22 protein-coding genes and 1 other annotated feature are annotated in these 26,151 nt (G+C 42.7%); of the genes, 15 read left to right on the forward strand and 7 right to left on the reverse strand.

Features of this window, described 5'->3' with window-relative positions:
* The first annotated feature begins 231 nt into the window (after positions 1-231).
* The 8 genes from PGW99_RS05725 to gcvH all read left to right on the forward strand — a co-directional run bounded on the left by PGW99_RS05725 (position 232) and on the right by gcvH (position 8,112).
* A complete protein-coding gene (locus PGW99_RS05725; protein ID WP_273779257.1) occupies positions 232-549 on the forward strand; it encodes an ArsR/SmtB family transcription factor in 318 nt (105 codons plus the stop codon).
* Between the two features lie 102 nt (positions 550-651).
* On the forward strand, positions 652-2,394 hold the full coding sequence (locus PGW99_RS05730; protein WP_273779258.1) for a SulP family inorganic anion transporter: 1,743 nt from the start codon (positions 652-654) through the stop codon (positions 2,392-2,394).
* A gap of 90 nt (positions 2,395-2,484) precedes the next feature.
* Complete coding sequence (gene sstT, locus PGW99_RS05735; RefSeq protein WP_273779260.1) at positions 2,485-3,681, forward strand: serine/threonine transporter SstT; 1,197 nt, start codon at positions 2,485-2,487, stop codon at positions 3,679-3,681.
* 25 nt (positions 3,682-3,706) lie between these two features.
* Positions 3,707-4,387: a YoaK family protein gene (locus PGW99_RS05740; protein WP_273779261.1), complete on the forward strand. Its 681-nt coding sequence runs from the start codon at positions 3,707-3,709 to the stop codon at positions 4,385-4,387.
* Between the two features lie 9 nt (positions 4,388-4,396).
* The gene (locus PGW99_RS05745) at positions 4,397-4,933 is read left to right on the forward strand and encodes a DUF2058 domain-containing protein (protein ID WP_273779263.1); all 537 of its coding nucleotides are present in this window, start codon (positions 4,397-4,399) and stop codon (positions 4,931-4,933) included.
* A 368-nt stretch (positions 4,934-5,301) separates the two neighbouring features.
* Positions 5,302-7,128: an ABC transporter ATP-binding protein gene (locus tag PGW99_RS05750; protein WP_273779264.1), complete on the forward strand. Its 1,827-nt coding sequence runs from the start codon at positions 5,302-5,304 to the stop codon at positions 7,126-7,128.
* Positions 7,129-7,143: 15 nt separating this feature from the next.
* Complete coding sequence (locus PGW99_RS05755; protein ID WP_273779266.1) at positions 7,144-7,599, forward strand: MaoC family dehydratase; 456 nt, start codon at positions 7,144-7,146, stop codon at positions 7,597-7,599.
* 138 nt (positions 7,600-7,737) lie between these two features.
* Complete coding sequence (gene gcvH / locus PGW99_RS05760) at positions 7,738-8,112, forward strand: glycine cleavage system protein GcvH (protein ID WP_273779267.1); 375 nt, start codon at positions 7,738-7,740, stop codon at positions 8,110-8,112.
* A 76-nt stretch (positions 8,113-8,188) separates the two neighbouring features.
* Here the strand turns inward: gcvH and PGW99_RS05765 are convergent, their stop codons facing one another.
* The gene (locus PGW99_RS05765; RefSeq protein ID WP_273779268.1) at positions 8,189-8,554 is read right to left on the reverse strand and encodes a hypothetical protein; all 366 of its coding nucleotides are present in this window, start codon (positions 8,552-8,554) and stop codon (positions 8,189-8,191) included.
* Between the two features lie 269 nt (positions 8,555-8,823).
* On the opposite strand from PGW99_RS05765, the gene PGW99_RS05770 reads away from it, so the two are divergent.
* Positions 8,824-9,264 carry a universal stress protein gene (locus PGW99_RS05770; RefSeq protein WP_273779270.1) on the forward strand — a complete coding sequence of 147 codons (441 nt, stop codon included), beginning with the start codon at positions 8,824-8,826 and terminating at the stop codon, positions 9,262-9,264.
* A 121-nt stretch (positions 9,265-9,385) separates the two neighbouring features.
* Here the strand turns inward: PGW99_RS05770 and PGW99_RS05775 are convergent, their stop codons facing one another.
* The gene (locus PGW99_RS05775) at positions 9,386-10,186 is read right to left on the reverse strand and encodes a thioesterase family protein (RefSeq protein WP_273779271.1); all 801 of its coding nucleotides are present in this window, start codon (positions 10,184-10,186) and stop codon (positions 9,386-9,388) included.
* 487 nt (positions 10,187-10,673) lie between these two features.
* On the opposite strand from PGW99_RS05775, the gene PGW99_RS05780 reads away from it, so the two are divergent.
* Both PGW99_RS05780 and PGW99_RS05785 read left to right on the forward strand, forming a co-directional pair.
* Positions 10,674-11,369 (forward strand): cupin domain-containing protein, encoded by a 696-nt coding sequence (locus PGW99_RS05780; protein WP_273779272.1) that lies wholly within the window; start codon positions 10,674-10,676, stop codon positions 11,367-11,369.
* A gap of 343 nt (positions 11,370-11,712) precedes the next feature.
* Positions 11,713-14,673: a bifunctional diguanylate cyclase/phosphodiesterase gene (locus PGW99_RS05785; protein ID WP_273779273.1), complete on the forward strand. Its 2,961-nt coding sequence runs from the start codon at positions 11,713-11,715 to the stop codon at positions 14,671-14,673.
* 151 nt (positions 14,674-14,824) lie between these two features.
* On the opposite strand, the gene PGW99_RS05790 is transcribed toward PGW99_RS05785, so the two are convergent.
* Positions 14,825-16,044 (reverse strand): IS3-like element ISAba2 family transposase gene (locus PGW99_RS05790; protein WP_099527933.1). Its coding sequence is split into 2 segments (ribosomal slippage): positions 14,825-15,768 and positions 15,768-16,044, totalling 1,221 coding nucleotides; the frame shifts between segments, so codons are not numbered across the junction.
* Positions 15,653-15,769, reverse strand: a sequence feature (AL1L pseudoknot). (Overlaps the previous gene by 117 nt.)
* Before the next feature lie 693 nt (positions 16,045-16,737).
* Between PGW99_RS05790 and PGW99_RS05795 the strand changes: the two genes are divergently transcribed.
* The 4 genes from PGW99_RS05795 (at position 16,738) to pnuC (ending at position 21,712) form a co-directional block, all read left to right on the forward strand.
* Positions 16,738-17,427 (forward strand): GntR family transcriptional regulator, encoded by a 690-nt coding sequence (locus PGW99_RS05795; RefSeq protein WP_273779274.1) that lies wholly within the window; start codon positions 16,738-16,740, stop codon positions 17,425-17,427.
* 265 nt (positions 17,428-17,692) lie between these two features.
* A complete protein-coding gene (locus PGW99_RS05800; protein ID WP_273779275.1) occupies positions 17,693-18,931 on the forward strand; it encodes a phosphotransferase enzyme family protein in 1,239 nt (412 codons plus the stop codon).
* An 8-nt stretch (positions 18,932-18,939) separates the two neighbouring features.
* Complete coding sequence (locus tag PGW99_RS05805) at positions 18,940-21,108, forward strand: TonB-dependent siderophore receptor (RefSeq protein ID WP_273779276.1); 2,169 nt, start codon at positions 18,940-18,942, stop codon at positions 21,106-21,108.
* 28 nt (positions 21,109-21,136) lie between these two features.
* On the forward strand, positions 21,137-21,712 hold the full coding sequence (gene pnuC / locus PGW99_RS05810) for a nicotinamide riboside transporter PnuC (protein ID WP_273779277.1): 576 nt from the start codon (positions 21,137-21,139) through the stop codon (positions 21,710-21,712).
* A 157-nt stretch (positions 21,713-21,869) separates the two neighbouring features.
* On the opposite strand, the gene PGW99_RS05815 is transcribed toward pnuC, so the two are convergent.
* From PGW99_RS05815 to PGW99_RS05830, 4 genes are all read right to left on the reverse strand, one after another.
* Positions 21,870-22,262: a lysozyme inhibitor LprI family protein gene (locus PGW99_RS05815; RefSeq protein ID WP_273779279.1), complete on the reverse strand. Its 393-nt coding sequence runs from the start codon at positions 22,260-22,262 to the stop codon at positions 21,870-21,872.
* Positions 22,263-22,523: 261 nt separating this feature from the next.
* Entirely contained in the window at positions 22,524-23,525 is a 1,002-nt protein-coding gene (locus tag PGW99_RS05820) for an HlyD family secretion protein (protein ID WP_273779280.1), read from the reverse strand.
* Between the two features lie 44 nt (positions 23,526-23,569).
* A complete protein-coding gene (locus PGW99_RS05825) occupies positions 23,570-23,776 on the reverse strand; it encodes a DUF1656 domain-containing protein (protein WP_273779281.1) in 207 nt (68 codons plus the stop codon).
* Positions 23,769-25,844, reverse strand: a complete 2,076-nt coding sequence (locus PGW99_RS05830; RefSeq protein WP_273779282.1) for an FUSC family protein — start codon at positions 25,842-25,844, stop codon at positions 23,769-23,771. Before PGW99_RS05830 ends, PGW99_RS05825 begins: the two co-directional genes overlap by 8 nt.
* Positions 25,845-26,151: the final 307 nt, after the last annotated feature.

The raw sequence follows: 26,151 nt of genomic DNA on the forward strand, positions 1-26,151 counted from the left end.
ATAGGTAAAAAAGACGTATTTAGATTCTCATTCAATGATGAAATTTTCATAACCTTATGAAATAAAATGCTAAGGAAAAATTACTTACAAAAAACATCGAAAAATCATAAGGATACTTGATTATTCAACTATTTAGTTTTTCTTGAGTGAATTCATCAGATTACAGAAGCATTTCAATGCCCGGATGCTGAATCTCTTATAATGGCGCGGTGAAAAATAAAGGGGGCCAGAATGAATAAACCAAGCGAAATTCTCGAAATGAGAGCAGCCGCCGACCAGGTTGTTGGGGTGTTAAAGGCAATGGCGAATACGGATCGTTTGCTTATTCTTTGTCATCTGGCACTCGAAGAACTGAATGTTTCCGAGATCGAACAAAAAACCGGAATTTTGCAACCGACCTTATCCCAGCAACTGATGATGCTGCGTAAAAGTGATGTGGTAAATACCCGTCGTGATGGAAAACAGATTTTTTATTCAATTAAAGACCCCCATCTGACTTCAGTACTCAGCTTGATGTACGAACTCTATTGCCCGAAGACGTCTAACTGAACTTCTCTTAAATCGAGACAACCTGACTGGATTCAGGCCATTTGCACAGGAATTAACTTCGCATTTTCTGCATAATAGATCAAAAATGATTTAGAACATGTGATGCCTGTGTCCCGCATAAACCTGAAACAGCTGATCCCCGCCAGCCAATGGTTGCGTTATTATGATGCGCAAAGCTTTAGGGCTGACTTACTTTCGGCCCTGATCGTGATCGCCATGCTGGTGCCGCAAGGCATGGCTTATGCCATGTTGGCGGGACTTCCTCCGGTCATGGGTTTATATGCCAGTGTTTTCCCAATGCTAGTTTATGCCTTGTTTGGTGGTAGCCCGACCTTGTCGATTGGTCCGGTTGCCCTGATTTCCATGATGACCTATGCAGCGCTGAGTCCTTTTTATAGTGTTGGTTCCGCAGCCTATATTGAAGCCGCAATGCTGCTGGCCCTACTGACCGGTGGCATTTCAGTGTTATTGGGTGTATTGCGTTTTGGTTTTCTGATTCAGCTGATCAGCCATCCCGTAATTAAAAGTTTTGTGATCGCCTCAGCCGTACTGATTGCGCTGGGACAGCTCAAGTTTCTGTTTGATATCCCCTTACAGGGTGACAATCTGATCAAATTTGTCATGAGTGCTTGGCAACACTGGCCAGCGACGAACATAGAAAGCCTATTATTCGGCTTGGCCGGCCTGACCTTTTTATTGTTTACTCCGCTATTGTTACGGAGTTTTCTACCATTTTCCGGACACACGCTTGACTTCATGATCAAGTCATTGCCCCTCGTTATGGTGTTATTGTCGATTGCGGTGGTTCAGTTCCACTGGATTGACTTGCAACAACTCAAAACCGTCGGTCCTATTCCTCAAGGCTTTCCACCGTTGCACATGCCAGAATGGTCTTTATCCATGCTGCTACAACTGCTGCCAGGTGCATTTATGATTGCCATGATCAGCTTTGTCGAGTCTTTATCGATTGCACAGGCCACGGCTTTACAGAAACGTAGCAACCTGAATAACAATCAGGAGTTAATCGCCTTGGGACTGGCTAATCTCAGTGCGGGGATCAGTTCAGCATTTCCGGTCACTGGCAGTTTGTCACGGACTGTAGTGAATGCTGAAGCAGGTGCCAAAACACCCATGGCCGGTGTTCTGTCTTCGCTGTTTATTGTGATTGTCGGACTGTTTTTCACCAGTATTTTTACTCACTTGCCGCTGGCTATTTTGGCAGCTACCATTCTGGTCTCAATCTGGAAACTGGTGCAATTTCAGACTTTTTTTGATACTTGGCGTTATTCCAAAGCTGATGGTCTGGCCATGTGGATCACTTTTTTTGCAGTCTTGTTGATTGATCTGAGCAGCGGTTTGCTGCTCGGCATCATTTCCACTTTTATCCTTATGCTCTGGCGGATTAGTCGTCCCCACGTCGCTACACTGGGGCTGGTGGAAGGCACCCAGCATTTTCGTAATATTTCCCGTCATGAAGTACGGACGAGCCCCAAAATTTTTTCCATGCGGATTGATGAGAACCTGAATTTTCTGAATGCCAACAGCATTAAAGGCTACATTATTACCGAAGTAAGCCAAAATCCTGAGCTGCAGCATGTGATTATTAACTGTTCCAGTATCTCTGCGATTGATCTGAGCGCTCTTGAAATGCTAGAGGAAGTCAATGATGAACTGGAGAAACTCGGTATTCAACTGCATTTATCCGAGGTTAAAGGACCGGTGATTGACAAGCTCAACAGTGCAGAATTTCCCCAGCATTTATCCGGGCAGATTTTTCTTTCGCATTATTTGGCTGTCCAGGCGCTGGATCCTGACATATATGGACTGCAGCCAAAAGTCCGCTGATTACAGCGATGACATTTCGCTAAAAGCATTTTGACTTTAGACTTCTTGGTATAAAATGCCGCCTTTGTTTTTCTCCCTCAGGGCCTCGTTATGTCTGCTCTCTTCTCCCGATTGGGTCTGGTGCAACGCATTATGCTTGCGATTGTGCTCGGTATTGCGATTGCATGGCTGTTTCCACAATTCACACCTTACCTCAGCTTATTGGGCGACATTTTTATCAAGGCCTTAAAATCGGTCGCACCGATTCTGGTTTTTGTATTGGTGATGTCTTCCATCGCTAATTTTAAAGTTGGTCATGGTACACACATCAGACCCGTGCTCATACTGTATGTGATTGGCATGTTACTGGCCGCCATCAGTGCGGTCTCTGCCAGTATTTTATTTCCAAGTACCCTATTTTTAGACATTCCGGCACAAAGTAACCTGCAACCGCCAGGAAACCTGAGTGAAATCCTGAAGAACTTGTTACTCAGCTTTGTCACTAATCCCATCACCGCGCTTTCTGAAGCAAACTTTATTGGCATTTTGGCTTGGGCTGTGGGTTTAGGTATTGGTTTACGTCATGCCAGTGATCAGACCAAAACGACTTTACAAGATTTTGCTTTGGCGATTAATCAGGTTATCCGTTGGGTGATTGCTTTTGCACCTGTGGGAATTTTTGGTCTGGTAGCCGTGACCTTTGCCGATGCTGGGCTGGCAACCCTGAGTAGCTATGCTCATCTTCTTGCTGTTTTGCTAGGCACCATGCTATTTGTTGCACTGGTGATCAACCCGCTCATTGTCTGGATCACGATCCGTCAAAATCCCTATCCACTGGTTTTCACCTGCTTGCGTGAAAGTGGCCTCACTGCCTTTTTTACCCGTAGTTCGGCAGCCAATATTCCAGTCAATCTGGATTTGGCCAAACGTCTGGGGGTAAATCCATCCCTGTCTGGGATTGCGATTCCACTCGGTGCAACCGTAAATATGGGAGGCGCGGCCGTGACCATTACTGTACTCACCTTGGCTGCTGCACATACTTTAGCTATTGAAGTGAGTCTGGTGAGTATGCTGATCCTTTCAGTAGTGGCGACTATTTCTGCCTGTGGTGCATCAGGGGTAGCTGGGGGTTCCTTGCTGCTGATTCCGGTCGCATGTGGCCTGTTTGGCATTCCGTCTGAAATCGCCATGCAGGTCGTTGCGATTGGTATGGTCATTTCAATTTTACAAGACTCAACAGAAACTGCCATTAACTCCTCAACTGATGTATTATTCACCTGTGCTGTTGATTTGATTAGCAAAAAATAATTTACGCGACATCAGTGAGTTGCTTATGCCATTACAACATTTGCCGAAATGGGTTCAGGCGGGAGCCTTCATGCTTGCTTTAAATGCGGGCATGGTCAATGTAATGGGCTTATTAACGGTATTACATCAGTCCATCTCGCATATGACTGGTAATGTCAGTAATATCGCGATGGCGCTGATCAAGGCCGATTATGCTCATGTGCTCTATCTGGCATTGGTACTGTTCTGTTATGTACTGGGATCTTTCTATAGCGGAGTGATCCTGGGTAATAGCCATTTTCAGTTTGGGCACCGCTACGGAATTCCGTTGACACTGGTGGGGCTGTTCCTGTTGTTCTGCTGGGTTTTTGTGCCGTATTTCCCCGCCTACTCCCTGCTTTGGGCCAGTGCTGCAATGGGGGTACAAAATGCCATGGTCAGCCACTATAAAGGCACCATTATTCGAACCACACATTTATCCGGCGTACTGACCGATTTGGGACTGGCCTTTGGCTATCTGGCGCGTGGTTTACATGTAGATCATCGCAGGATTATTTTACATTTTCTGATTTTACTGGGCTTCTTGGTGGGCGGTATCATTGCGGCAGTGCTCTATCCCCTTCTCGGCCTGGATTCGTTTTTAGTGCCTGTGGCGTTAAGCATGTTGCTGAGTCTGGGCTATTGGGCTGTTTATTATTTCTATTTTCACTATCGTTCGGATGTTTAGAGAGTTGTTATGGTTAAAAATGCGCTTCAGGCTCAACTGTTAAAAGCTGGTTTAGTGGACAATAAAAAAGCAAAAAAACTGAGCAAACAGGCTCAACATGAACAACGCACTGGACAAAGCAATGAAGCCGAACTGAAAGCCGAGCTGGAAAAGGCCCAGCAGGAAAAACTGGCCAAAGATCAGGCTCTCAACCAGGAAAAACAGCGCCAACTTGAAGAAAAAGCGCTCAAGGCATCAATTGTGCAAATGATTAACCAGCACAAAATTCGGGATACCGATGGTGAGATCAGCTATCAGTTTATCGATGAAGATAAAATCAAAAAAGTGTATATCAACCAGCAAATTTACAATGCACTGGTCGCTGGCAGTCTAGTCATTGCAAAAGATCAGGATCGTTATGCCTGCTTGCCTAAAGCATTGGCGGAACGCATCAATGAAAAAATGCAGGGTTTTATTATCGTCGATAATTCGGAAAAGAATGAACAGACCACAGATGAAGAAGATCCATATGCGGCTTATGTCATTCCGGATGATTTGATGTGGTAAAAAGTAGTTGATTATTCTGATGATTTTTTGCTAAGCATTGAAAAGTCGAGAAGACGAACGGTTTGTGTATCTGCTTAAACCGTTTCATTCGCTTTTATACATGAGTTTGGATTGTTCTATACTGAAAAATAGGGCTTTTTAGATCAATCACTTTTTCTATCTGCTATTTTTAGCAGAGAATTGAGTATTGCATGATGGCTAAAAGGTAAGCCATACCGACGTTTACTTGTTGCAAGACTGAGACATTCTCTGATTCAGGATTAGAACATACGCCGTTTCTGATTCGATGCTCAACAGCCCTTTATTCATCCATCAATGATGCCGCATCCGGCGGAATTCTTGAATACTTTTTATATTGTGAGTTTATTATGCTGAAATGGTTCGAAAAGCGAGTTGATGCGTATCCCTCGAAACGTCTTTACGAACCTCTACCTAAGCGATTTTTTGCATTTATCTGGCAAGCCGCCGAGGGGGTTCGCCCGTATCTGCTGGCCTTGGTGATTTGTACTGCGGGTGCGGCAGCCTTTGAAGCCATCCTGTTTTCTCAGATCGGACAACTGGTGGACTGGCTCAATACTTCCAAGCCCGAGCATTTCTATGAGAATCACCGGCTCAATCTGATAATGCTCAGCGTGATTTTGTTTGCCAATATTTTCTTTGCCAGTTTGCAGTCCATCGTCAAGCATCAGATTCTGTACAGTACCTTCCCAATGCGTTTACGCTGGCGCTTTCATAATTTGTTGCTACGTCAGAGCCTGGATTTTTTCCATAATGATTTTGCCGGACGTCTGTCGGCCAAAGTCATGCAAACCGCTCTTGCCGTACGCGAATTCTGGGTCATCTTGGGGGATATCTTTGCCTATGTGATTGTGTATTTCATTACCATTTCTGTGGTCTTGGGTGCAATTTCTACGCAACTGATCTTGCCCCTGCTCATCTGGTTGGCCTTGTTTATTGTGGCCGCGACCTATTTTATTCCACGTTTGGGCAAACTTTCCCAGGAACAGGCTGATGCGCGCGCCGTAATGACAGGGCGTGTAACCGATGCCTATACCAATATCCAAACCGTTAAACTGTTTGCCCACGCTGGCCGTGAAAGCCAATATGCCAAACAATCCATGAAAGAATTCATGGTAACGGTGTACAAGCAAATGCGTCTGGGTACGCAGTTTGACATCAGTATCCACATCCTCAGCGCGGTTTTGTTTATCGGTGTGATTGGCGTGGCGATTCATCTCTGGGTCAATGGACAGGTGGGTGTTGGTGTTATTGCCGCAACTACAGCCATGATTTTAAAACTCAACAGTATGGCTTTTTTCATCATGTGGCAGATTGCAGCCCTGTTTGAAAATATTGGAACCATTCAGGATGGCATGCACACGCTAGCCAAGCCTATTACAATTACGGACAAGCCTGAAGCAAAACCATTACAGGTTTCACATGGTGAGATTGAGTTTCGTAATTTGCAGTTTGCTTACAATACAAAACCTGTCATTGAGAACTTCAACCTGCATATTCGTCCGGGTGAAAAAATTGGCATTGTCGGCCGTTCGGGTGCAGGAAAATCCACGCTGATTCAGTTACTACTGCATTTCTATGAATTGAAACAGGGTGAAATCCTGATTGATGGACAGAATATTGCCGATGTTACGCAAGACAGCTTACGGGCCAACATTGCATTAGTCACTCAGGATACCTCTCTGTTGCATCGTACCGTAGCAGAAAATATTAAATATGGCCGTCCCGATGCAACCGATGAAGAGATGCAAATTGCCGTAGCCAAGGCCAAAGCGGACGAATTTATTCCACAATTGATGGATGGCCGAGGACAGAGCGGTTATGATGCTTATGTGGGAGAACGTGGTGTGAAATTGTCCGGTGGTCAGCGTCAGCGTATCGCAATTGCCCGGGTATTCCTGAAAGATGCACCGATTCTGATTCTGGATGAAGCAACCAGTGCACTGGACTCAGAAGTTGAAGCGGCCATTCAATCCAGTTTAAATGGTTTAATGCAGGACAAAACAGTGATTGCAATTGCTCACCGCTTATCGACGATTGCGCAGATGGACCGATTGATCGTACTCGACCAGGGTCAAATTGCCGAGCAAGGCACACACGAACAACTGATCGCACAAAATGGAATTTATGCCCAGCTTTGGCAACGTCAAACGGGCGGTTTTTTGCTAGAACAATAAACAAGGGAACATAAAATGCTGTATCTGGAAGATTTACAGGTAGGTGATCGCTTTATCAGCCGCAAATATGAAATGAAACTGGACGAAATTCTGAAATTCGCTCAGATGTATGATCCTCAACCTTTCCATCTTGATGAAGAGGAAGCTCAGCAGCACCCTATTTTTCAGGGGCTTGCTGCTAGCGGCTGGCATACATCCGCTGTCGTGATGCGATTATGGACGGAATGTTTTCCTGTCGTGCATGGTCTGATCGGTGCTGAATCCAGCGTGCGCTGGCCTCGACCGACACGCCCGGGCGATCAGATCCACGTAGAAGTGGAAATTAGTGAAATCCAGCCATCGAAAAACAAAGCTGACCGAGGTTTGGTTAGCTATAACAGTCAGGCATTTAACCAGAATGGTGAAGTCCTGATGAATTCGACCACCAAAATTCTGGTGTTCCGACGTAGTTTGGCTGAAACTGTAAATTGATATGCCCTTCGCCATCAAACACTTGCAGGAAAGCAAGTCACTGACAAGGTCAAGTAAAGTCATAATAGAACTTTTGTTTTAAGACAAAACCATGTATAAAACAATGCAAAAATTGTGGAATGCTTTTAAGGAGTCCTCATGCATCATCCTTCAGATTTGAAGTATGCAAATACACATGAATGGGTAAAAATTGAAGGTGATCTTGTGATTACGGGTATCTCAGACCACGCGCAGGATGCTTTAGGTGATCTGGTCTATGTTGAAACCCCGGAAGTCGGTAGCCGTGTGACTGCAGGTGAACAGGCCGGTGTTGTGGAATCTGTTAAAACGGCTTCTGATATTCATGCACCGGTATCTGGTGTCGTGGTTGAGGTCAATACTGCGCTTGAAGATGACCCGGATTTTGTCAATGAAGATCCGTATGGCAAGGGCTGGATTTATAAAATTAAAGCAGACAACCTGGCAGATATTGAACAGCTACTTTCAAACCAGGATTATGAAGCGGGCTTATAATTCAGCTGCAACATAATTCAAAAGGCATATCAATAGATATGCCTTTTTTGTGCTCATGAAATGATTAGCCAAATGATCAGGAAATCAGTGCGGAATGACCACTGTTTGGATCACGGAAATAACGTAGCCAGAACGCTTCACGACAACTTGAGTTAAATTGAATCCGCTTCGGTCGAATGTCAGGTAATGTTTGGTTCTGCTGCATCACCATATACATAATCCAGCCTTCAGCACAATTTTCCAACTCGACAGGTTCATGGTTTTGCTCTACCACCCGCTTGATTACTGCGCCGTTAGTAAAATGATAAGTGGAAATCTCTTGTGTGACTTCCACTTCATCTTCATTCCACTGTTTAACGCGGGTTTTGACATCATCGATCACATAATCACAATTGAGTTCAGGATGCAAAATGGCCTCGACATATTTTGATAAATGCGACATTTCCCGGCGCTCCAGAGAACAAAATCGCATAAATCCTATCATTTTTCTGCATCTTTGCGGAATTTTTATTGTGAACAGATCAACGTCTCACACGATTAATCACGCAGTCTTAGTCCTTGAATATTTTATAAAGTCTAGCTTTTAAACAGATGAATCCACTTAAAACAGCAAAAATAATTTTTTGTAGTGCGTGCTGTTGCAAGCAAATATGCTAGCCTTAAAAATGATAGGAATAACACGCTAGATTCCATAACAATAAGGAGAACATCATGACCTTTCAACATATCCTTGTACCTGTAGATGATTCAGATATTTCTCAGGCAGCAATCAAACAGGCCATTCAGATGGCGAAAGCCTTTAACAGTAAAATTACGGCTGTGTGTGTCATTGCAGTGGATCCATTTGTAGGTGTCGATTTTTATAATGTCACCCCTGTCATTACAGAATATTTTATTCAGGCTGAAGCTCATGCCAAAAAAGTGCTAGCCCGAATTGAAAGTATTTGTGCGCAAGCTGGAATTGCTTCAGAGAACCGAATTATTAAAGGTGAGCCGACTGAAACCGGTATTGTGCATGTTGCGCATGAGATTGGTGCCGATTTGATCGTGATTGGTTCACATGGTCGTACGGGCTTGAAAAAATTAATGTTGGGTAGTGTTGCTCAGGATGTTTTAAATAAAACGCATATTCCGGTTTTAGTTGTTAAATAATTTCTTTTTTTGCTTAGGCTATTTTAATAGTGAAATAAAATATACCGGAAATGACCGTAAAGATCGTTATTTTTTATTAAAAAACCGGATGAAATCATCCGGTTTTTTTCTTTTGCTACGGTTACGCTGACATCTTTCTCAAGGTAAGGATTTGTTCACTGCGTCCAAAGGGTCCATGCACATCATGCAGCACGGCGCTCGTCAGACCAATACCATCTTGTCCATATTGCTGTACAGCTTGAATACCCAGCCATTCACCTTGTGGCCAGCGATAAAGATGAATCTGTAGATCCAAATTCGGGAACATCCATTCAAATTCGTTTTGTTGTCTTGGTACAACCCCATTTGCCGTATCCACCAAGCCCATCAGGCGGACAAAATCACTAGTTTGCTGCCCTTCAATCATTTGGGTTTGAGTATGTAACCATACAATTCCCTTACCCGGCCGGTGCTGGTCAGTTCGCGCTTCAACGCTTTGAATAAAACCGCCTGGCCAGCGTTTAATCCCCTGCCATACTGGCAGGTTTTCCGGATGTTCGACAGGATGGTCTTCCAGACCGGCAATATTGGTCGAGTCCTGAATCAACATGCGCCATGCGCGTGCGATAATGCAGGTTTTTCCATTCGCCTGCATCTCAGCTTCAATCAATTCAATGGTTTTACCGGGGCGAATAATTCGCGTCTGGATGCTAAAATCACCAAAGGCAATCAGACCAAAAATATCCAAACTGATCCGGCCAATTCGCATATCCGAACGTGGCATAAATTGTTCCAGCTCAGCACAAACAATGCCGGTAGCTGGAGCCATATGCTGTTCATGGGTATTCCATGCACCTTGTGCATGAAGAGTGGAACGGTAATGGGCGGTCACTTGACCGTTGCTGTCTTGATCACGTTGGATCAGTTGATAATATGCTGACATAAATTCCCTGGTCTTTTTTTCATTAGCGTGCTGCAAACACTTTTTTAAATTTCCTGATTTAATATTTAATATTCATGCAGGATGAACAATCAATGTCCGATTCTATCTAACCTGTTTAAATTGCGGTTGCATCCGTTGCCGAATCACAACATTTTTAAATCTGTTTTACGTCAGACAAAATCGGAACTCCGATCAAAACTGTTTTCCTTTTTCATAGATTTAGACCCTCTGCGTCAATGAAATTAACTGACTGAATCGTCGCTTTTCTTTGATGATCCCCATCGGTTTTGAAAGGCTTACCTTCAACCAAGGATTAAGTTATTTGATGAATTTTGGTTTTTCTCTTCTGCCGATAAGCACAGCACAACTGATGTATCTTATTGTCATTCAGTTATTTTTTGATATTTGAGCAATCATTTTCATTGATTCAGATGCAAGATATGCTAAGTTAAAATCTCTATGCAATCCTGAGCCTGGATGACTGGATATGGCACATAACTCTATGATTCGCGTGAATGATGATCTGTCAGTAGCAACGATTGTACATGCTCGCCAACAACCATGGATCGATAGTCCAGCACAAGGCGTGAAACGCCGAATTCTCTATCGGGTCGGCAATGAAAAAGCGCGTGCCACCTCGATCGTTGAATATGCAGCAGGCAGCCAATTCCCTCAACATATTCATAGTGGTGGTGAGGAGTTTCTAGTTCTTAAAGGGATTTTTCAGGATGAACATGGAGATTATCCAGCAGGCAGTTATGTACGAAATCCTCCAGGTTCAATGCATACACCACGCTCGGATCAAGGCTGCACTATTTTAGTCAAATTATGGCAATTTCGGCAGGATGATCATCAGCGCATCAGTATCCTCCCTTCAAATGACATGATTTTCTCCACGCAACACGACCACTCCATGGTTCTTTTCGATCAGTTTGATGAAGAAGTTCGTCTGGAAAGCTGGTGTGCGAATACCACACGGACAATTCTCAATCCATCGGGGTTGGAAGTGTTTGTAGTCTCTGGCTCATTTCAGTCCGGTCCGGAAATCATGGAAACCTGGTCATGGATCCGTCTACCCGCAGGAATGCCACTGGAATTAAAAGTCGGTGCACAAGGGGCCTGTGTCTGGATTAAAAGCGCACCTTTAGAACATATCAATGTATGCCGCTTTGAAATTGAATAATGCAATAGTTTTAAATCATTCTTCGATCTAATCTAAAAAAGAAAATACTATCTAGGAGTCTAAACTCCAATATATCTCATATTGGTAAGCTTTCACTCGTCTAAAGCAGGCTAGCTTAATCATCGAAAAATCATTACATTATTCATATAACAATATGCATCTGTTATTTCTTAACCACTGATGAGAGAGCACTGAACCGATCATGTAAAAAAGTAAATTTATCCGGCTTGGATGCGACCTTGATACCGCCAATAAAATCTTAGATTTCAGAGCAAATATGCTACAAAAGAACAAATCGATTTTCGTCTTTCTTTTTCTTACCGTCGCGATCATGAATATTTTTATGATCGCTCTGTTGGCCTATACCCTTCAGACTTCACGTGAACGCAAAGAAAGTGAGATTCGTACCAGCGTTGAAAATCTAACCTTGCTGCTGGAAAAAAGTGTTAGCAGCAGCGCTAGAGAAATCGATTTATCTTTACATATTTTGCAAACTTTTTTAGATAAAGAATTACGTGAAAAACAACAACTGAATCCTGTAGAGATTAATCAGCTCATTCAAAAACAAGAAAACTGGATTCATTCCATTGCAAACATTCATGTCACAGATGCTCAAGGTCAGATCAGATATGGCAATGGTGGTTTAGCCAATACTTTCAGTTATGCTCACTATCCTTTCTTTAAGAAAGCTCAACAAGCTAAAGACCAGTTATTGGTTACTAAACTGATTCAGGAACCAAATGGTAAAGATTGGGTCAATGTGTTTGCTCGGCCTTATCATGATGCAAATGGAAATTTTGTGGGGATAATAACCGCTACATTGCCTGCCAGTTACTTTAATACCCTTATCTCGGATCTAGATGTCGGCCCTAAAGGTGTAGTTCTGGTTCAGGATCTGGATTTCCGGATTATCGCCCGTCATCCTACTCTGCAAACACCGAATGGCAAGGTCGGTTATGTGGGCGGCCCACCGGAACTGATCCAGCTGGTTCGTGCTGGCGCCCAGTCGGGTACCCTTTACACGCGAAAAACAACCGATAAAATTCCACGAATTGGCAACTTTCGCCGGCTCAGCAGTATGCCGGTTTTTGTCATTGTGGGGTTGGGTGAAGATGACTATCTTGCTCAATGGTACGATGACATTACCAAAGCCATATTGCTTGAATTACTCTTTCTGATCGTGACCAGCGTTGCCGCTTGGCAACTCTGGCGGCAGATCCAGGCGAGTGTCTTGGCCAACCGTCGCAGCCAGATGTTGTTACGCAATGCAAAAGACGGTATTCATGTACTTGATATGCAAGGTAAGCTTCTAGAAGCGAGCGACTCATTTTTTCAGATGATTGGTCACCCTCCCGAAGATGTCATTGGGAAAACCCCATGTTATTGGGACGTCTGTTATAATAAACAAGAAATTCAGGACCTGATCAAGGAAAACATTCACAAACCTGAAGGTATCCGTTTTGAAACGCTTTATCAAAATGCTCAAGGTGAACGCTATCCGGTAGAAGTCAGTTCTGTGATGGTTCATCTTGATGACTATCAAGTTTTCTTCGGTTCAGCACGTGATATTACGGAACGAAAAAAGGCTGAAGAGAACCAGCGGATTGCAGCGACAGCATTTGAATCTCAGGTCGGGATGTTAATTACTGATCCCAATCTGGTGATTTTACGTATCAACAAAGCATTTTCCGAAATCACCGGTTATAGCCAGCAAGAACTGATTGGACATACGCCTCACATCCTGCAATCCGGCATGCACGATAAAAATTTTTATGCCACCATGTGGGACCACATTCGTACCACAGGCTCCTGGCAAGGAGAAATCTGGAATAAACGCAAAAATGGAGATCTCTACCCGCAACACATCTCAATTGCCAGTGTTCGCGATGAAAATGGTCAAATCACCCATTATGTTGCCTCGATTACAGATCTCTCTGCCTATAAAGCCTCGGAAGAAAAAGTCCGTTTGCTTGCCTTTTATGATTCTTTAACTAAATTACCTAATCGCCGCTTATTTTTAGAACGTCTTGAACAGAGCATACGCGATGCAGAATCTAACAAGCAAACTGGCGTAATTCTGTGTATTGATCTAGATAACTTCAAGGCTTTGAACGATACAGAAGGTCACGAAACTGGTGATCGTTTACTTCAGCAAGTAGCCACTCGCCTATTAGAATGTGTTGGCACAAATCATATGATTGCCCGTCTCGGCAGTGATGAATTTGTTGTATTACTGGATCCGCTAAGCACGTCCGAAGCCAGCGCAATCCAGCAGGCTGAGAGTACGGCGAAGCGTATTCTACAAGCTCTAACTCAACCCTATTTCTTTGGAAATTCGGAATATCGTAGTTCAGCGAGTATTGGGATTAGCCTGTTCGGCTTACAAGCCGATGAGAATGTACAAGATCCGATTAAAAGAGCGGATATCGCCATGAGTGATGCCAAAACTTATGGTCGTAATACCTATCGTTTTTTTGATCCGCAAATCCAATCCCAGGTGCAACAGCGTGCTGATATTGATGCGGGCTTACGTCAAGCACTGGAAAAAAATCAGTTCATCCTGTACTACCAACCTCAAGTGAACGGAGCAAAACAGGTCACGGGTGTGGAAGCACTGTTACGTTGGCAGCATCCAACGCAAGGGATGATTTCACCGGCCCGCTTTATCCCGGTAGCAGAAGAAAATGGTCTGATTATTTCATTGGGGCGTTGGGTATTGGAAACGGCCTGTCGCCAGTTAACGGTATGGTCCAAACAGCCACAAACAGCCAATCTTAGTATTGCTGTAAATGTGAGTGCCAGTCAGTTTGCACGTGATGAGTTTGTACAAGACGTCCTTGATATTCTAGAACGTACTCAAGCTCCAGCACATCTCTTGAAATTGGAACTCACTGAAAGTGCATTGGTGATGAAGATTGAAGACATCATAGAAAAAATGACGATACTGAAACGTTATGGTGTCATGTTTTCGCTGGATGATTTTGGTACGGGATATTCTTCACTTACCTATCTCAAACGGATTCCGATTGATCAGCTCAAAATTGACCAAGGCTTTGTCCGCGATATTGAGGTGAGTACGAATGATGCGGAAATCGCAAAAATGATTATTGTACTGGCAAAAACTCTCGGTATTTCCGTTTTGGCAGAAGGTGTAGAAACTGAAGCTCAACGCGATATATTAGAAAAACAGGGTTGTTATCATTATCAAGGTTATTTATTTGCCAAGCCGATGCCGATTGATGAATTGGAGCATTATTTATTGCTGCAACAAACCCGTCGCAAGGTATTGAAAACTCATTTATGAGTTTGATGAATGATTTTAACTTAGCTACTTTTATTTAAATAATTTTTTAATCACTTAGGCTATTTATATCCAATACACTTCCGAAATAAAAAGCCCACTACGAAACTCAGTGGTGAACCGTACCGGGTTTGTGGGAGACTTTTTATTTAAGTTAGGCCACCTGACCTAATGGGTTAATTTTATCATAGTACATTGCTTCAAAATCAAAAGGTGACACATAACCTAGTGCACTATGTACACGCTCTTTATTGAACCAATCTACCCAGTTTAGTGTCGCAAGTTGTACATCCGCTAAACCTTGCCAATCCGCTTTTAAATATTCAATCACCTCTGTTTTGTATAAGCCATTCACCGTTTCAGCCAAAGCATTATCGTATGAATCACCGGTCGTACCGACTGATGCTCGTAAATTTGCTGCTTCTAAACGATTGGTATAACGAATGGAAAGATATTGCACACCTCTGTCACTATGATGAATCACGTTCTTTGGCATGCCTCGATCATGCAATGCTTGCTCCAGTGCATCGAGCACCATGTCTGTATTCATCCGTGTTGATACTTTCCATCCAACAATTGCTCGCGAGAACACATCAATAATAAAGGCGGTATAGACCCAGCCTGAATTTGTTTGAATATACGTAAAGTCAGCGACCCACAGCTGGTCAGGGTGATCAGCACTAAAATTGCGTTTCACCAAGTCATCTGCTCGTTTTTGATCATCTCGGCTATGGGTAGTTTGTTTATTCTTACCTCGCCAAACACCTTGTATACCTAGCTTTTGCATCAATCGAGCAACTGTACAGCGTGCAATAATATAGCCTTCACGTTTCAATTTTTGCCAAACTTTACGTACACCATATCGACCTGAACTTTCCTTCCAAATTCGTTTAATTTGTTCAGCATGATGCAAGTCATGTAAATCTCGCTTCGCTCGATGTTCTGGATTGTCCGCGAGATCTAAAGTTCGGTAATAGGTTGAAGCTGCGATCGGTAAAATCCTACAAATCGCATCAACACCATATAAGTCTTTATTGTTATGGATGAAATCCACCATTATTTGTGTGGGCGGTCGAGCTCCGCCTGGGCGAAAAAAGCAGCTGCTTTACGTAGAATTTCATTGGCACGCTTTAATTCTTTGATTTCACGTTCCATCTGCTTCATTTTTTCTTGATCTGATGCCTGTTGTACTTTGATAGGATTTTGTTGATCGAGATGTTTTAAATACCAAACACGCAGTGTTTCAGGAGTACAACCTATCTTGGGAGCAATAGCAGTGATTGCAGCCCAATTCGATGGATAATCTTTTTCGGATTCAATCAATAATTGAACCGCTCTATCTCGGATTTCAGGGGTATATTTTGGTTTTGTCATCGGGACATTCTCTCAAGAAAGTTGGTCTCCGACAAACCCGGTACGGTTCAAAGCGTATTGAATAGGGTTCACAACAGGTCATTCACAGCATTTAAAAGTTTATCTCAGCAAGCATCCTAATAAGGTATTGATCTGTCTTTTATTTTACCTGATTTTTGGTCTTTTCTGAAGTTGAGTTTCAGATAAGAGCAATTTGAAAAAGTAGAAATTTAAGTCGGTGATGTTCCCTTTAAAAAGTGTTTAGAGGCCGAAAATTTTCTTCACTAAATATACTTCACCCTGATGCTGTGACCACAATAAAATGACGAAGCTTGCCCTTTATGTAGTACACACATGGCTTCAATTCCTATGCTAATACCAGCGTACATCTCAAAGAATAGTTTCACCCTAAAAACGCCGACTATGGAAGAGATTTATATACTCGACCTTTAGCTAAAAACCATTTTGCTTATCATCAATGGCTATTTGCAATAGTGCCTTAAATATATTCATCATCAAGTTCAAAAGTGCCTAATGATGTGCTCCTATTTAATTATCATTTAAGAAGAAATTATCCGGTATTTTGTGAACTTATCTGCTTGATTGAGTGCTTCATTCACTCATTTTACTGATCTGTGCCCTTATTTTTATGTTTCTCGATTCTTTAATTTAGTACCATCAATATAACTTACGCTGACGAGCTGGATTTATTGAATGAAATATATGGAAATCAGAGATTTGATTGAAGCTGAATTGAAAAATTATAGTTCTAATCAAATGATTCCATCAGAACGTTACTTGGCATTAAAGTTTGAGTGCTCAAGGGAAACCGTGCGTAAAGCCTATGAACAGCTTCGTGCTGAAGATAAAATTTACAAACGTCAGAATGTTGGCTGGTTCGTAAGTAATAAGAAAATTCAATATTGTCCAACCTCAATTGATAATTTTGCGTCCTACATGCAGACACAGGGCTTTCAGGCACGAACAGATCTGATCTCGGCCCAACAGATTGATCAATTTAATCGCAGTGATCTGTTTAGTGAAGAAAGTCGCCAACTCGGCTTTATTGAAATTATTCGTTTACGTTATGCGGATGATGTACCTGTACTTCTAGAATATAACTATTTGCCTATCAGGTTATTTCCAAATGTACTGAATTATGACGTGATTACTTCAGTCCAAGAAGTCGTTAAAAATCGTTTTCATTATGATTACACGAGTAGCCAGTTAAAAATTAAAAATACCGGTGTATCCCATTTCGAGAGCCAATATTTAGGAATTCCTTTAAGCCAAACAGCAACTTACATTGAACGTATTTCAAAATCAGACGATCTTGTGATCGAATATGACATCGAAATTTGGTCCCAAGACAAAATTGAAATGACCTTGGATATACACGTATAAGCTTTAATGTTCATCGTAAAAATTTAGATCCTGGCGACTTGAACTGTTTTTAGGCTTTATAATTTCTGAAATACTTATAACAACTAATCATTCTATTTTTTTATTTAAAACGCTAAACTTGCGTTCAGCTTAATACTGGTATGTACCACTTAACTGTATCGTATGTCTTACATATTAAATGTGGATCAAAATGATGCATCCAAATTTTCTTAAATGATGAAGATCCACTATTGCGAAATGAGAATCTGGCTCAGGAGTGTCTACGATGACCATCATCACAGATGATTTAGGTCATGGTATGGGGAATGCTTGGGAAAATAAAGACTGGGCACATATTTCTGAACGGGAATTACAAAGCCTGCAGCAGCATTATGCATGTTTACAAGGCAATATTCAGACCTTATGGCATAGTCCACGCCCCTTTTCATCGGCTGTACTCTTAACCATTGTACAGGATTCAGCGACCACCGATGAAACAGTCGCTCATCCGTATTTTATTAAGCGCAGCCATTGTTCATTTCGTCGTGCCCGCGATATTTTACAGGAGCATGCCGTTCTTCAGCATTTAGCCGGCAAGGAAATTCCTGTTGCAACCTTGCTCTCGACCCATCAAGGTCTCACGGCTTTAGAGTTGGGTGACTGGACTTATGAAGTCTATGAAAAAGCAGAGGGTTTTGATTTATATGCAGATCAGCAATCCTGGAAGCCTTTTTTCTATGCTGAACATGCCGCCAAAGCGGGATCTTTGCTTGCTAAACTGCATCGTGCGATGCAGGATTTCCCTGATCTGCAGGGGCGATCGGCACGTTATCTAGTATCAAATCAGCAGCTTTTAGAAAGTGAAAATATCGTTGCAGCCATACAATCGCGCATTATACAAAGTCCAGAATTAAGCTGTTATTTTGCCGATAAAAATCTAGAACCGTGCTTTCTAGATCGAGTCGCACAGATTCATCAGAAGATTAAGCTTGTTTTGCAACAGGCAGCAAAAATTTGGACGCACAACGATTTACATGCTTCAAATCTCTTTTGGTCAGCGCCTAATGCGGATGCTGAGATTACGGCTGTGATTGATTTTGGTCTATCGGATCGGAATTCAGCAATTTATGATCTGGCTGTGACGATTGAACGTAATTTTATTGATTGGTTAGAATTAGAACAGAGCTCACATATTCAGATTGATGAAACCGGTTTAACCGCCTTTCTACACGCCTATTTTTCCGAGATACCTCCACAAGAAGATTTGAGTATTTTGCCGGAACTACTGAAAATCGTGCATTTGGATTTCGCTTTTTCAGAACTTGAGTATTTTGTTGGCATTACTCAAAACCAACAACATGCCGATGCTGCTTATTACCATTGGATCATCGGGCACGTCGACTGGTTCTTTGGCGAACAAGGTCAGCAATTTAACCACACGTTAACCCGACTCATTCAACACGAATTGCAATCTTCTCAGTCGCTCTCTCTAACCCCAGCATCATCCCCCATTTCACATACATAAGGTTTCGTATGAACAATCGTCAATTCAAACAGAATGTATTAACCAAGTCTTTAAAATTGATCATTCTGTCGCAGCTCTGTTTAGCCCCGCTGACTTATGCTGAAGACGATGTTCAACAGCTTGACACGATTGTCGCCACAGCTGATCAAAGCATCCCTTACTCGAGTGCCAAAGTGAATGTTGAGGGATTTGCTACGGACATTCTGCAAAAAATACCGGCATCAGTCTCTATCGTCACTGCAGATCTCATCGCGGAGCAACATGCTCGTGTACTGAATGATGTGGTAAAAAATGATGCATCTATTGGTGATGGTTATGCCGCGATTGGCTATTATCCAAACTTTGTCTCACGTGGTTTTGCACTCGATTTGGCATCTAGCTATCTGATTAATGGTAATGTGATTCGTGGTGAACAAAACGTTGCGCTTGAAAACAAAGAACGCGTAGAAATTTTAAAAGGCATTTCCGCGATTCAAAGTGGGATGTCGACCCCGGGTGGTGTGGTCAATTATGTCACCAAGCGACCGAAAGAAGTACAAGCATTAACATTCTCTGCCGATCAACATGGACAGTTTTCAGTGGCAAGTGATGTCGGTGGTTTCTTGGGTGATGAGCAACAATTCGGATATCGCATCAATCTGGTGAATGAGCAGATAGAGTCTTATGTCGACCATGTAGATGGTGAACGCTATCTAGCGGCATTGGCCTTGGATTGGAAGATGTCAGCGCAGTCCAAATTGGAATTTGATCTGGAAGCACAGCGTTCCGAACAAAGATCAGTGCCGGGTTATCAATTATTGGATGGCAAAGTCCCACAAAATGTGAAGTGGGATCGATTGCTGGGTTATCAGACTTGGGGCAAACCGGTCACGATTGACAGCCTGAATACCAGTTTAAAATATAGCTATGCATTGAATGATGACTGGAACTTGGGACTCGTTGCAGCGCACAGTAAATCCAAGGTTGATGATTATTCAACATTTCCTTGGGGTTGCTATGATTCAGTCTGTGAATACAGTGGCTTAGGCAACACCTTTGATGCGAATGGCAATTACGATATTTATGATTATCGTAACCCTGATGACACTTTCAAAACCAACCAATTTAAAGTCAAATTGGACGGGGTGATGGATAGCAACTGGGCACAACATCATCTAAATTTTGAGATTACGCAAACCAATAAATCTCGTGATCGTTTTACCGGTGTCAATGAATGGATTGGTGTGGGTAATATTTATACAGAAACCACAGACTTTGCACCATCAACAGCGAATGCTGGACAAAAGTATCAAGCGCTTAAAAGTAAACAAACCGCATTCACAGCCTTAGATCGTATTGAATGGAATGAACATTGGTCCACTTTGCTTGGTGGGAAATGGGTTGAGCTTGATGAACAAGCTTACGGTGAAGGTCAGGTAAAAGTACGCGATACCGATTTAGGCAAATTTTTACCGCAGTTTGCAGTGAGTTATAGTCCTGTAGAGTCAACGACTCTGTATGCCTCTTATGCGAAAGGTTTGTCAGATGGAAAAACAGCGCCTTGGTTTGCAAACAACGCTAGTGAAACCCTAGCGCCGATCTATTCAGAGCAATATGAAATTGGCTTGAAACAACAGATCAAGCAGTTTTTATTCACTGCGTCGATTTTTGATCTACGCCAAGACAACCAATATAGCCAGCCAACTGACACAGGCTTTATGTTTGTACAAGAAGGTGAGCAGCGGAGTCGTGGTCTAGAGTTAGGACTGAATGGTGCATTAACGGATGATTTGGCATTGACCTCATCATTGGCATGGACCAGAGCCCGTTTGGAGAATGTTGAAGCGGTTGAATATGGCAATCATCAAGCGCAAAACGTGCCAAAAGTTCGTTTCGCAACACATCTTCGTTATAACGTACCGAGTATTGAAGGTCTCACTGTTCTGGCAGGTGGTCAGTACAGTTCAAGTAAATATGCCAACAAAGAAGGCACTGCAAAAGTTGGGGGTTATAGCGTATTTGATTTAGGTGCAGCCTATCAATTTAAGCTGAATACGACCGATGCATTGCTGCGCTTGAACATTAATAACCTGTTCAACAAGAAATACTGGCGTGATGCAGGTGAATTTTTGGGCGACGATTATTTATTCTTGGGTTCGCCACGCACAGCAACCTTGTCATTCAATTTGAACTTCTAAATTGGCTGCTTAATCAGGTTATATTGCCATGGAAAATATAGAAATTGCAGCGTTCCTGTTCAATGTGTTGGGAGTATGGCTGACCTCCAAACAATATAAAGCCTGCTGGTTGGTGAATATTGTCGCTGTATTTCTCTATATCATTATTTTTTATCGCGTCAATTTATATGCAGATGCAGCATTACAAGCCGTATTTATCTTGATGCAACTGTATGGTTGGTATAGTTGGTCGAAGAAAGATCAAGACCAGGATCTTACCGTACAGATTGGCTATTTAAATAAAAAAATCTGGGTGTATAGCCTGATTGTGGGTATTGTCGCTGGTCTGGTGATTGGCGCTTTATTTGCTCATTTCACCGCAGCGTCACTACCTTGGTTGGATTCAATGTTGGCCTCTTTCAGCTTGGTGGCAAGTTATTGGGCGGCCAAAAAATATATTGAAAGCTGGGGACTATGGTGTGTTTTAGATGTAATTTATGTCGGCATGTATAGCTATAAATCATTGTATTTAACAGCCGTGCTCTATTTTCTTTTTATTCTTCTGGCACTCAATGGCTGGAGAATGTGGCGAAATTTATATGGAGCAAAAGTATCTTTAAATTAGAGATAAATGAACTGATGGATCATACTGGTAATGTCCCTAAAAATAATAGGATCTGAAAGTAAAATATTCTCTTTGAGAAACTGGATGGCGACTCCCCTTTTTACAAGCTGATCATCTTGTTTAGCAGTCCACCATTCCCTAATAAGTACTTTATTTCCTACTTGAAGTTCTCCAGTTCTTTGGCCCGAGAAGCGGTAGTGGACATAAAACAGTCATTACTACTCACAGCTGCCATTGTTCCACCATCAGGATCGGCGTAGAAATCACAGTTTGCATCTCGATATCTGATCCATGCACGCTGAGCTTCTTGTAGTTGCTTCTTTCGTTCAGGTGTTAGCGATGCCATTACATCTCTATATGCTTGATTTAAACGTATATCCTGACGTTGTGTTTCCGCCCCAATACAATCAAGCATTTCTACAGTAACACCACCAGATCGATCCATACAGCTAGAAAATTGCTGACTCAATTCCACTTCGTCAGCAAATGAAATTTGTGCTAGACACCCCAGCACCATACCAAATACAAGTGATTTATTATTCAAAAACATTGCAGCCTCAACTTAGTTTAAAAAGTATCTAAATCGTTTTGAATGTGTATTTTTGTCTTTATCTGAATAACTATCTATTTCATACACACTTTACACAGTTCTACTCGTACTACCATAATTCTACTCGATAAATATCCTGTATTTTTACAAAAAAAAGCATTATAGATCGACAACGCTATATCCTCTAATTCAAAGATGAAGAAGCGGTGAAAGTGATTACTCAATATCCTTTTGATAGAGCCTTCTGGTCAAGCCAATCCGTTAATTTTCCAGAATATGGATGGTTGCTGTACGACCAGAAACGAAAGCGAGCTGATTCGTAGGCATTTCATCCAACATAATTTTGACCGGCACACGTTGTGCTAGACGTACCCAGCTAAAAGTAGGATTTACATTCGCCAGTAGATTTGAACTGCTGGAGCGTTCACGGTCTTCAATGCCTGAGGCAATTCCCTGCACATGGCCCTTAAGCTTTTGTGCATCCCCCATCAGTTCAACCGTTGCAGGTGCACCGACATGAATCTTATTCAGTTTGGTTTCTTCAAAATATCCCACGATATAAAGCTGCTTGCGATCCACTAAAGCAGCTACTGCCTGCCCGGTCTTCACATAATGCCCCACTCGCAAGTCAAAATTCGATAAAGTACCATCGGCCGGTGCGCTCACTTCCGAACGCTGCAAATTTAAACGTGCCATATTCAAATGACTCTGGGCTACCTCAACCAGAGCTTGGTTCTGCATAACATTGGCTTTCGCCTGCTCAATGGAAGCCTGTAACTGTTTATGTTCTGCATGGCTTTGTTCAAGGTTCGCAAAGACTTGATCCTGCTCTTGTTTGGAGATTGCACCTTGCATCAAATTACTGTATCGGGTCGCGGTTTGTTCTGCTAGATGCAGATTGGCAGCAGACTTCACCAAATTAGCTTTGGCAGCTAGCAAGCTGGCTTGTGCCTGTGCCAGTCCCGCCTTGGCCTTGCCTAAATCAGACTTGGCTTGTTCAACATCGAGTGCTTGACGTGCAACATCAATTTTAAAGAGCACCTGTCCTTTTTTCACCGTCTGGTTATCCTGTACCAGCACCTGTGTGACCAGACCGGAAATATCTGATGAAACTTGAACAACATCCCCTCTTACCCGGCCATCACGCGTCCATGGCGCTGCATTGTAGTAATTCCATAAATGCACAATCGTGTAAACTGCGATCAAAATCGCTAGCATCAACACCACTGGGCGGATGACTTTTCGCACATCAAATGCATTCATGTAATTCACTTTTGCCGTACCTTTTTAATGATCCGATTAAAAAATTAAGCCCAACACCACAGAAATAGCCAATGCATAAATAGCAGTAGCATCATGTAAAAACACAGGTTGAAAATACTGGGGACGGCAATCCAGCCGTCCATCATCCATCGATGTGTGAATCGAGTACATAGCCTGAATAGTCCATAGGCGAAAATGGCCTGTACCAGTAGAATAGGCACATAAATGCCATAAATATTGACTTCACTCATGTGACGCGGTCTGCCCGGTTGTATGCACATGACCGATACTTGCCCGAATATTATTCAGTGAAATTAGTAGGCGTTGTCTGAAATGGAGATCTTGAATTTCATTCGCCTGTGTCTGCAAAACGTCCATTTGCTGTTGCAGCGCAGGATTAAAGCTTGCAGCTTGTCCCAAATGATTTTCATGCGTCCGGAAGTATTCATCGAGGTTTTGCTGCAGCAGATTGAGCTGCTGTTTCAGTGGGTCACCCTCCGGAAGTTGCAGCATCAGTTCCTGCAAACGAACCAAATCCACAATGGCACTGCTCTCGATCAATGCATTCTGGATTGCGATTTTAAGCGTGGGTGCCTGTACAGCTTTGCTATTCATGATCCCGACCCGATCCAGCATACTACGCAGGTGAACTTTAAAATCTGTCCCATAAGCCAGGTAAATGGCCTGTCGTAATGCACGGTAATGTAAAGCCAAAATACGGGAAGCACTGGTATCCGGGGACATCGCCCGAACCAGGTCAATCACAATCAAGGAGGTGATTACTCCCAAAATCATCGCAATAGAACTGTCCAGATATGCCACAGTATCAATGCTATATCTATTGTGTAAATTTAATCCCATCATGGTATTAATGCCTAATACCATTCCTACAGGCATTAAGATTGGATTCGCCATCATGCTGACTGCGATCAATATGAGCGGACAGAGCACCAATGCCAGCTGCCAAAAATCCGTCACATACGGAAAAATGCCAAAGGCATAGATGAACCCCAATCCTGCTGAAATCAGGCTCCAGACGATAAAGATCCGTAGCACGGGCACGGGATTATCTAAAGCGGTCAATATACAGGCGGTAATTACCCCCATTTGTGCCATCATGTAACCGGCTTTCCAACCCGATAGAATCCATGCGGCTGTGACTATTAGGGTAATCAAGGTTGCACTCACACCGCCCCGTACCGCAACCCCATAATCACGGTGCAGGCTTGGATAATCTGTTGTGAGCGTCGTAATGCTGGCAGGAATTTCCTTGTTACCTTGTTGGATACACTGCCAGATCAACTTGACTGCCATAATATTGGCCATAAAATGCCGGATATCCATTTTTAGCGCAGCAACCACCACCTGCTGTTCTGGAGTGACGGCTGCCATCAACGCATCGAAATCAGTGTCGAATCCAGATGGATACTGCTGTAGATCATCCTCTCTAAGTGGCTGTTCCTGCTTGATTAATAGCAGAACACGCTGCTTAATCTGTTGCAATTCGAGCGCTATGCTCTCCTGCTGCATTTGTTGTAATTGCCTGATCCGCTGTGACAACGCCACCAAATTTGCCACCACCAGTGACATTTGGTGCAACATTTCCTGTAGCGGTTTAGTCATGCCTTTCAGTTCGCCTTTTTCATAGGTTAAATGTACCGTCAAGGTATGAATATCCGCGGTATCACGAGTCATCACAGATAGAATCTGCGCATAACGTTCTGGAGTTTCTTCCCCATTCAGCAGATTCTCGAATACATTTTCAAGATCGTTCAGGGCTTTGTTGACCCTTTGTCTGATAACGGCCCCCAGATGAACCGGAAAGAAGCTAGCTGAAACCACAGCACTGGAGATCACTCCCACTGAAATTTCCAGTACCCGAGCCAGAGCAATGTCAAAAATACTGTATGTTTCAATCGAAGCAATGGCATTAAAGATAATCAGGACGGTGGAATAGCCTGCAAGCATGAAGACATAACTTCGTGGTGTACGATCAAGTAATGAGACATAGAGTGCGAACCCTACCCACAATGCCAATACCAGCGTAAATATCCAAGGGGTATTCAGGAGATATGGCATCAGTAACACGGCAACTAATGCCCCGGCTATGGTTCCGAGCAAGCGGTAGACACATTTTGATGACACCATGCCGGAATAGGGACTGGCAATAATCAGTACTGTTCCAATGGACCACATCGGGTTGACCAAGTTCAGTTCAAACGAGATGAAAAGTGCCAACATCGCGGCAACAAAAGTCTTGCACGCAAAAATCAGGTCAAGTCGGCTCGGTCTAAAAGCCAACAAGGGTTGAAATAACATGGGCACGTCTCAAATTTGTACTCGGCCGTGAGATTTCACGACACATGCACTATCCACGATCGCCGTGATGCGGTTTATATCGTTGATGTAAATCGTACTGATCAGGAGTTTTTCTGATGATGAGCGGTTACAAACGATCCACTCATATAGCACAGATTTCTTAAGGAAATAAAAAATTAAATTATCTAGATAAGAAACTGCGCAGGCAATTTACCTAAAACTTAGCTTTTTAGTCAAGTTAAATTATCTTAATTTGATAATTAAGCACATTTTTTATTAGGTAATAAGGCTATTGTTTAGATATTTT

Source organism: Acinetobacter sp. GSS19 (genome assembly GCF_028621895.1).
Taxonomy (GTDB): domain Bacteria; phylum Pseudomonadota; class Gammaproteobacteria; order Pseudomonadales; family Moraxellaceae; genus Acinetobacter.

What these genes read in the sequence shown, in the direction of transcription:
- PGW99_RS05770 (WP_273779270.1), top strand. Translation starts at nt 8,824, where the DNA reads ATGACCTTTCAACATATCCTTGTACCTGTAGATGATTCAGATATTTCT.
- PGW99_RS05775 (WP_273779271.1), bottom strand. Translation starts at nt 10,186, where the DNA reads ATGTCAGCATATTATCAACTGATCCAACGTGATCAAGACAGCAACGGT.
- PGW99_RS05805 (WP_273779276.1), top strand. Translation starts at nt 18,940, where the DNA reads ATGAACAATCGTCAATTCAAACAGAATGTATTAACCAAGTCTTTAAAA.
- PGW99_RS05830 (WP_273779282.1), bottom strand. Translation starts at nt 25,844, where the DNA reads ATGTTATTTCAACCCTTGTTGGCTTTTAGACCGAGCCGACTTGACCTG.
- PGW99_RS05825 (WP_273779281.1), bottom strand. Translation starts at nt 23,776, where the DNA reads ATGAGTGAAGTCAATATTTATGGCATTTATGTGCCTATTCTACTGGTA.
- PGW99_RS05820 (WP_273779280.1), bottom strand. Translation starts at nt 23,525, where the DNA reads ATGAATGCATTTGATGTGCGAAAAGTCATCCGCCCAGTGGTGTTGATG.
- PGW99_RS05795 (WP_273779274.1), top strand. Translation starts at nt 16,738, where the DNA reads ATGAAATATATGGAAATCAGAGATTTGATTGAAGCTGAATTGAAAAAT.
- PGW99_RS05725 (WP_273779257.1), top strand. Translation starts at nt 232, where the DNA reads ATGAATAAACCAAGCGAAATTCTCGAAATGAGAGCAGCCGCCGACCAG.
- PGW99_RS05755 (WP_273779266.1), top strand. Translation starts at nt 7,144, where the DNA reads ATGCTGTATCTGGAAGATTTACAGGTAGGTGATCGCTTTATCAGCCGC.
- PGW99_RS05745 (WP_273779263.1), top strand. Translation starts at nt 4,397, where the DNA reads ATGGTTAAAAATGCGCTTCAGGCTCAACTGTTAAAAGCTGGTTTAGTG.
- sstT (WP_273779260.1), top strand. Translation starts at nt 2,485, where the DNA reads ATGTCTGCTCTCTTCTCCCGATTGGGTCTGGTGCAACGCATTATGCTT.
- PGW99_RS05730 (WP_273779258.1), top strand. Translation starts at nt 652, where the DNA reads ATGCCTGTGTCCCGCATAAACCTGAAACAGCTGATCCCCGCCAGCCAA.
- PGW99_RS05780 (WP_273779272.1), top strand. Translation starts at nt 10,674, where the DNA reads ATGGCACATAACTCTATGATTCGCGTGAATGATGATCTGTCAGTAGCA.
- PGW99_RS05815 (WP_273779279.1), bottom strand. Translation starts at nt 22,262, where the DNA reads ATGTTTTTGAATAATAAATCACTTGTATTTGGTATGGTGCTGGGGTGT.
- gcvH (WP_273779267.1), top strand. Translation starts at nt 7,738, where the DNA reads ATGCATCATCCTTCAGATTTGAAGTATGCAAATACACATGAATGGGTA.
- PGW99_RS05740 (WP_273779261.1), top strand. Translation starts at nt 3,707, where the DNA reads ATGCCATTACAACATTTGCCGAAATGGGTTCAGGCGGGAGCCTTCATG.
- PGW99_RS05800 (WP_273779275.1), top strand. Translation starts at nt 17,693, where the DNA reads ATGACCATCATCACAGATGATTTAGGTCATGGTATGGGGAATGCTTGG.
- PGW99_RS05765 (WP_273779268.1), bottom strand. Translation starts at nt 8,554, where the DNA reads ATGTCGCATTTATCAAAATATGTCGAGGCCATTTTGCATCCTGAACTC.
- PGW99_RS05785 (WP_273779273.1), top strand. Translation starts at nt 11,713, where the DNA reads ATGATCGCTCTGTTGGCCTATACCCTTCAGACTTCACGTGAACGCAAA.
- pnuC (WP_273779277.1), top strand. Translation starts at nt 21,137, where the DNA reads ATGGAAAATATAGAAATTGCAGCGTTCCTGTTCAATGTGTTGGGAGTA.
- PGW99_RS05750 (WP_273779264.1), top strand. Translation starts at nt 5,302, where the DNA reads ATGCTGAAATGGTTCGAAAAGCGAGTTGATGCGTATCCCTCGAAACGT.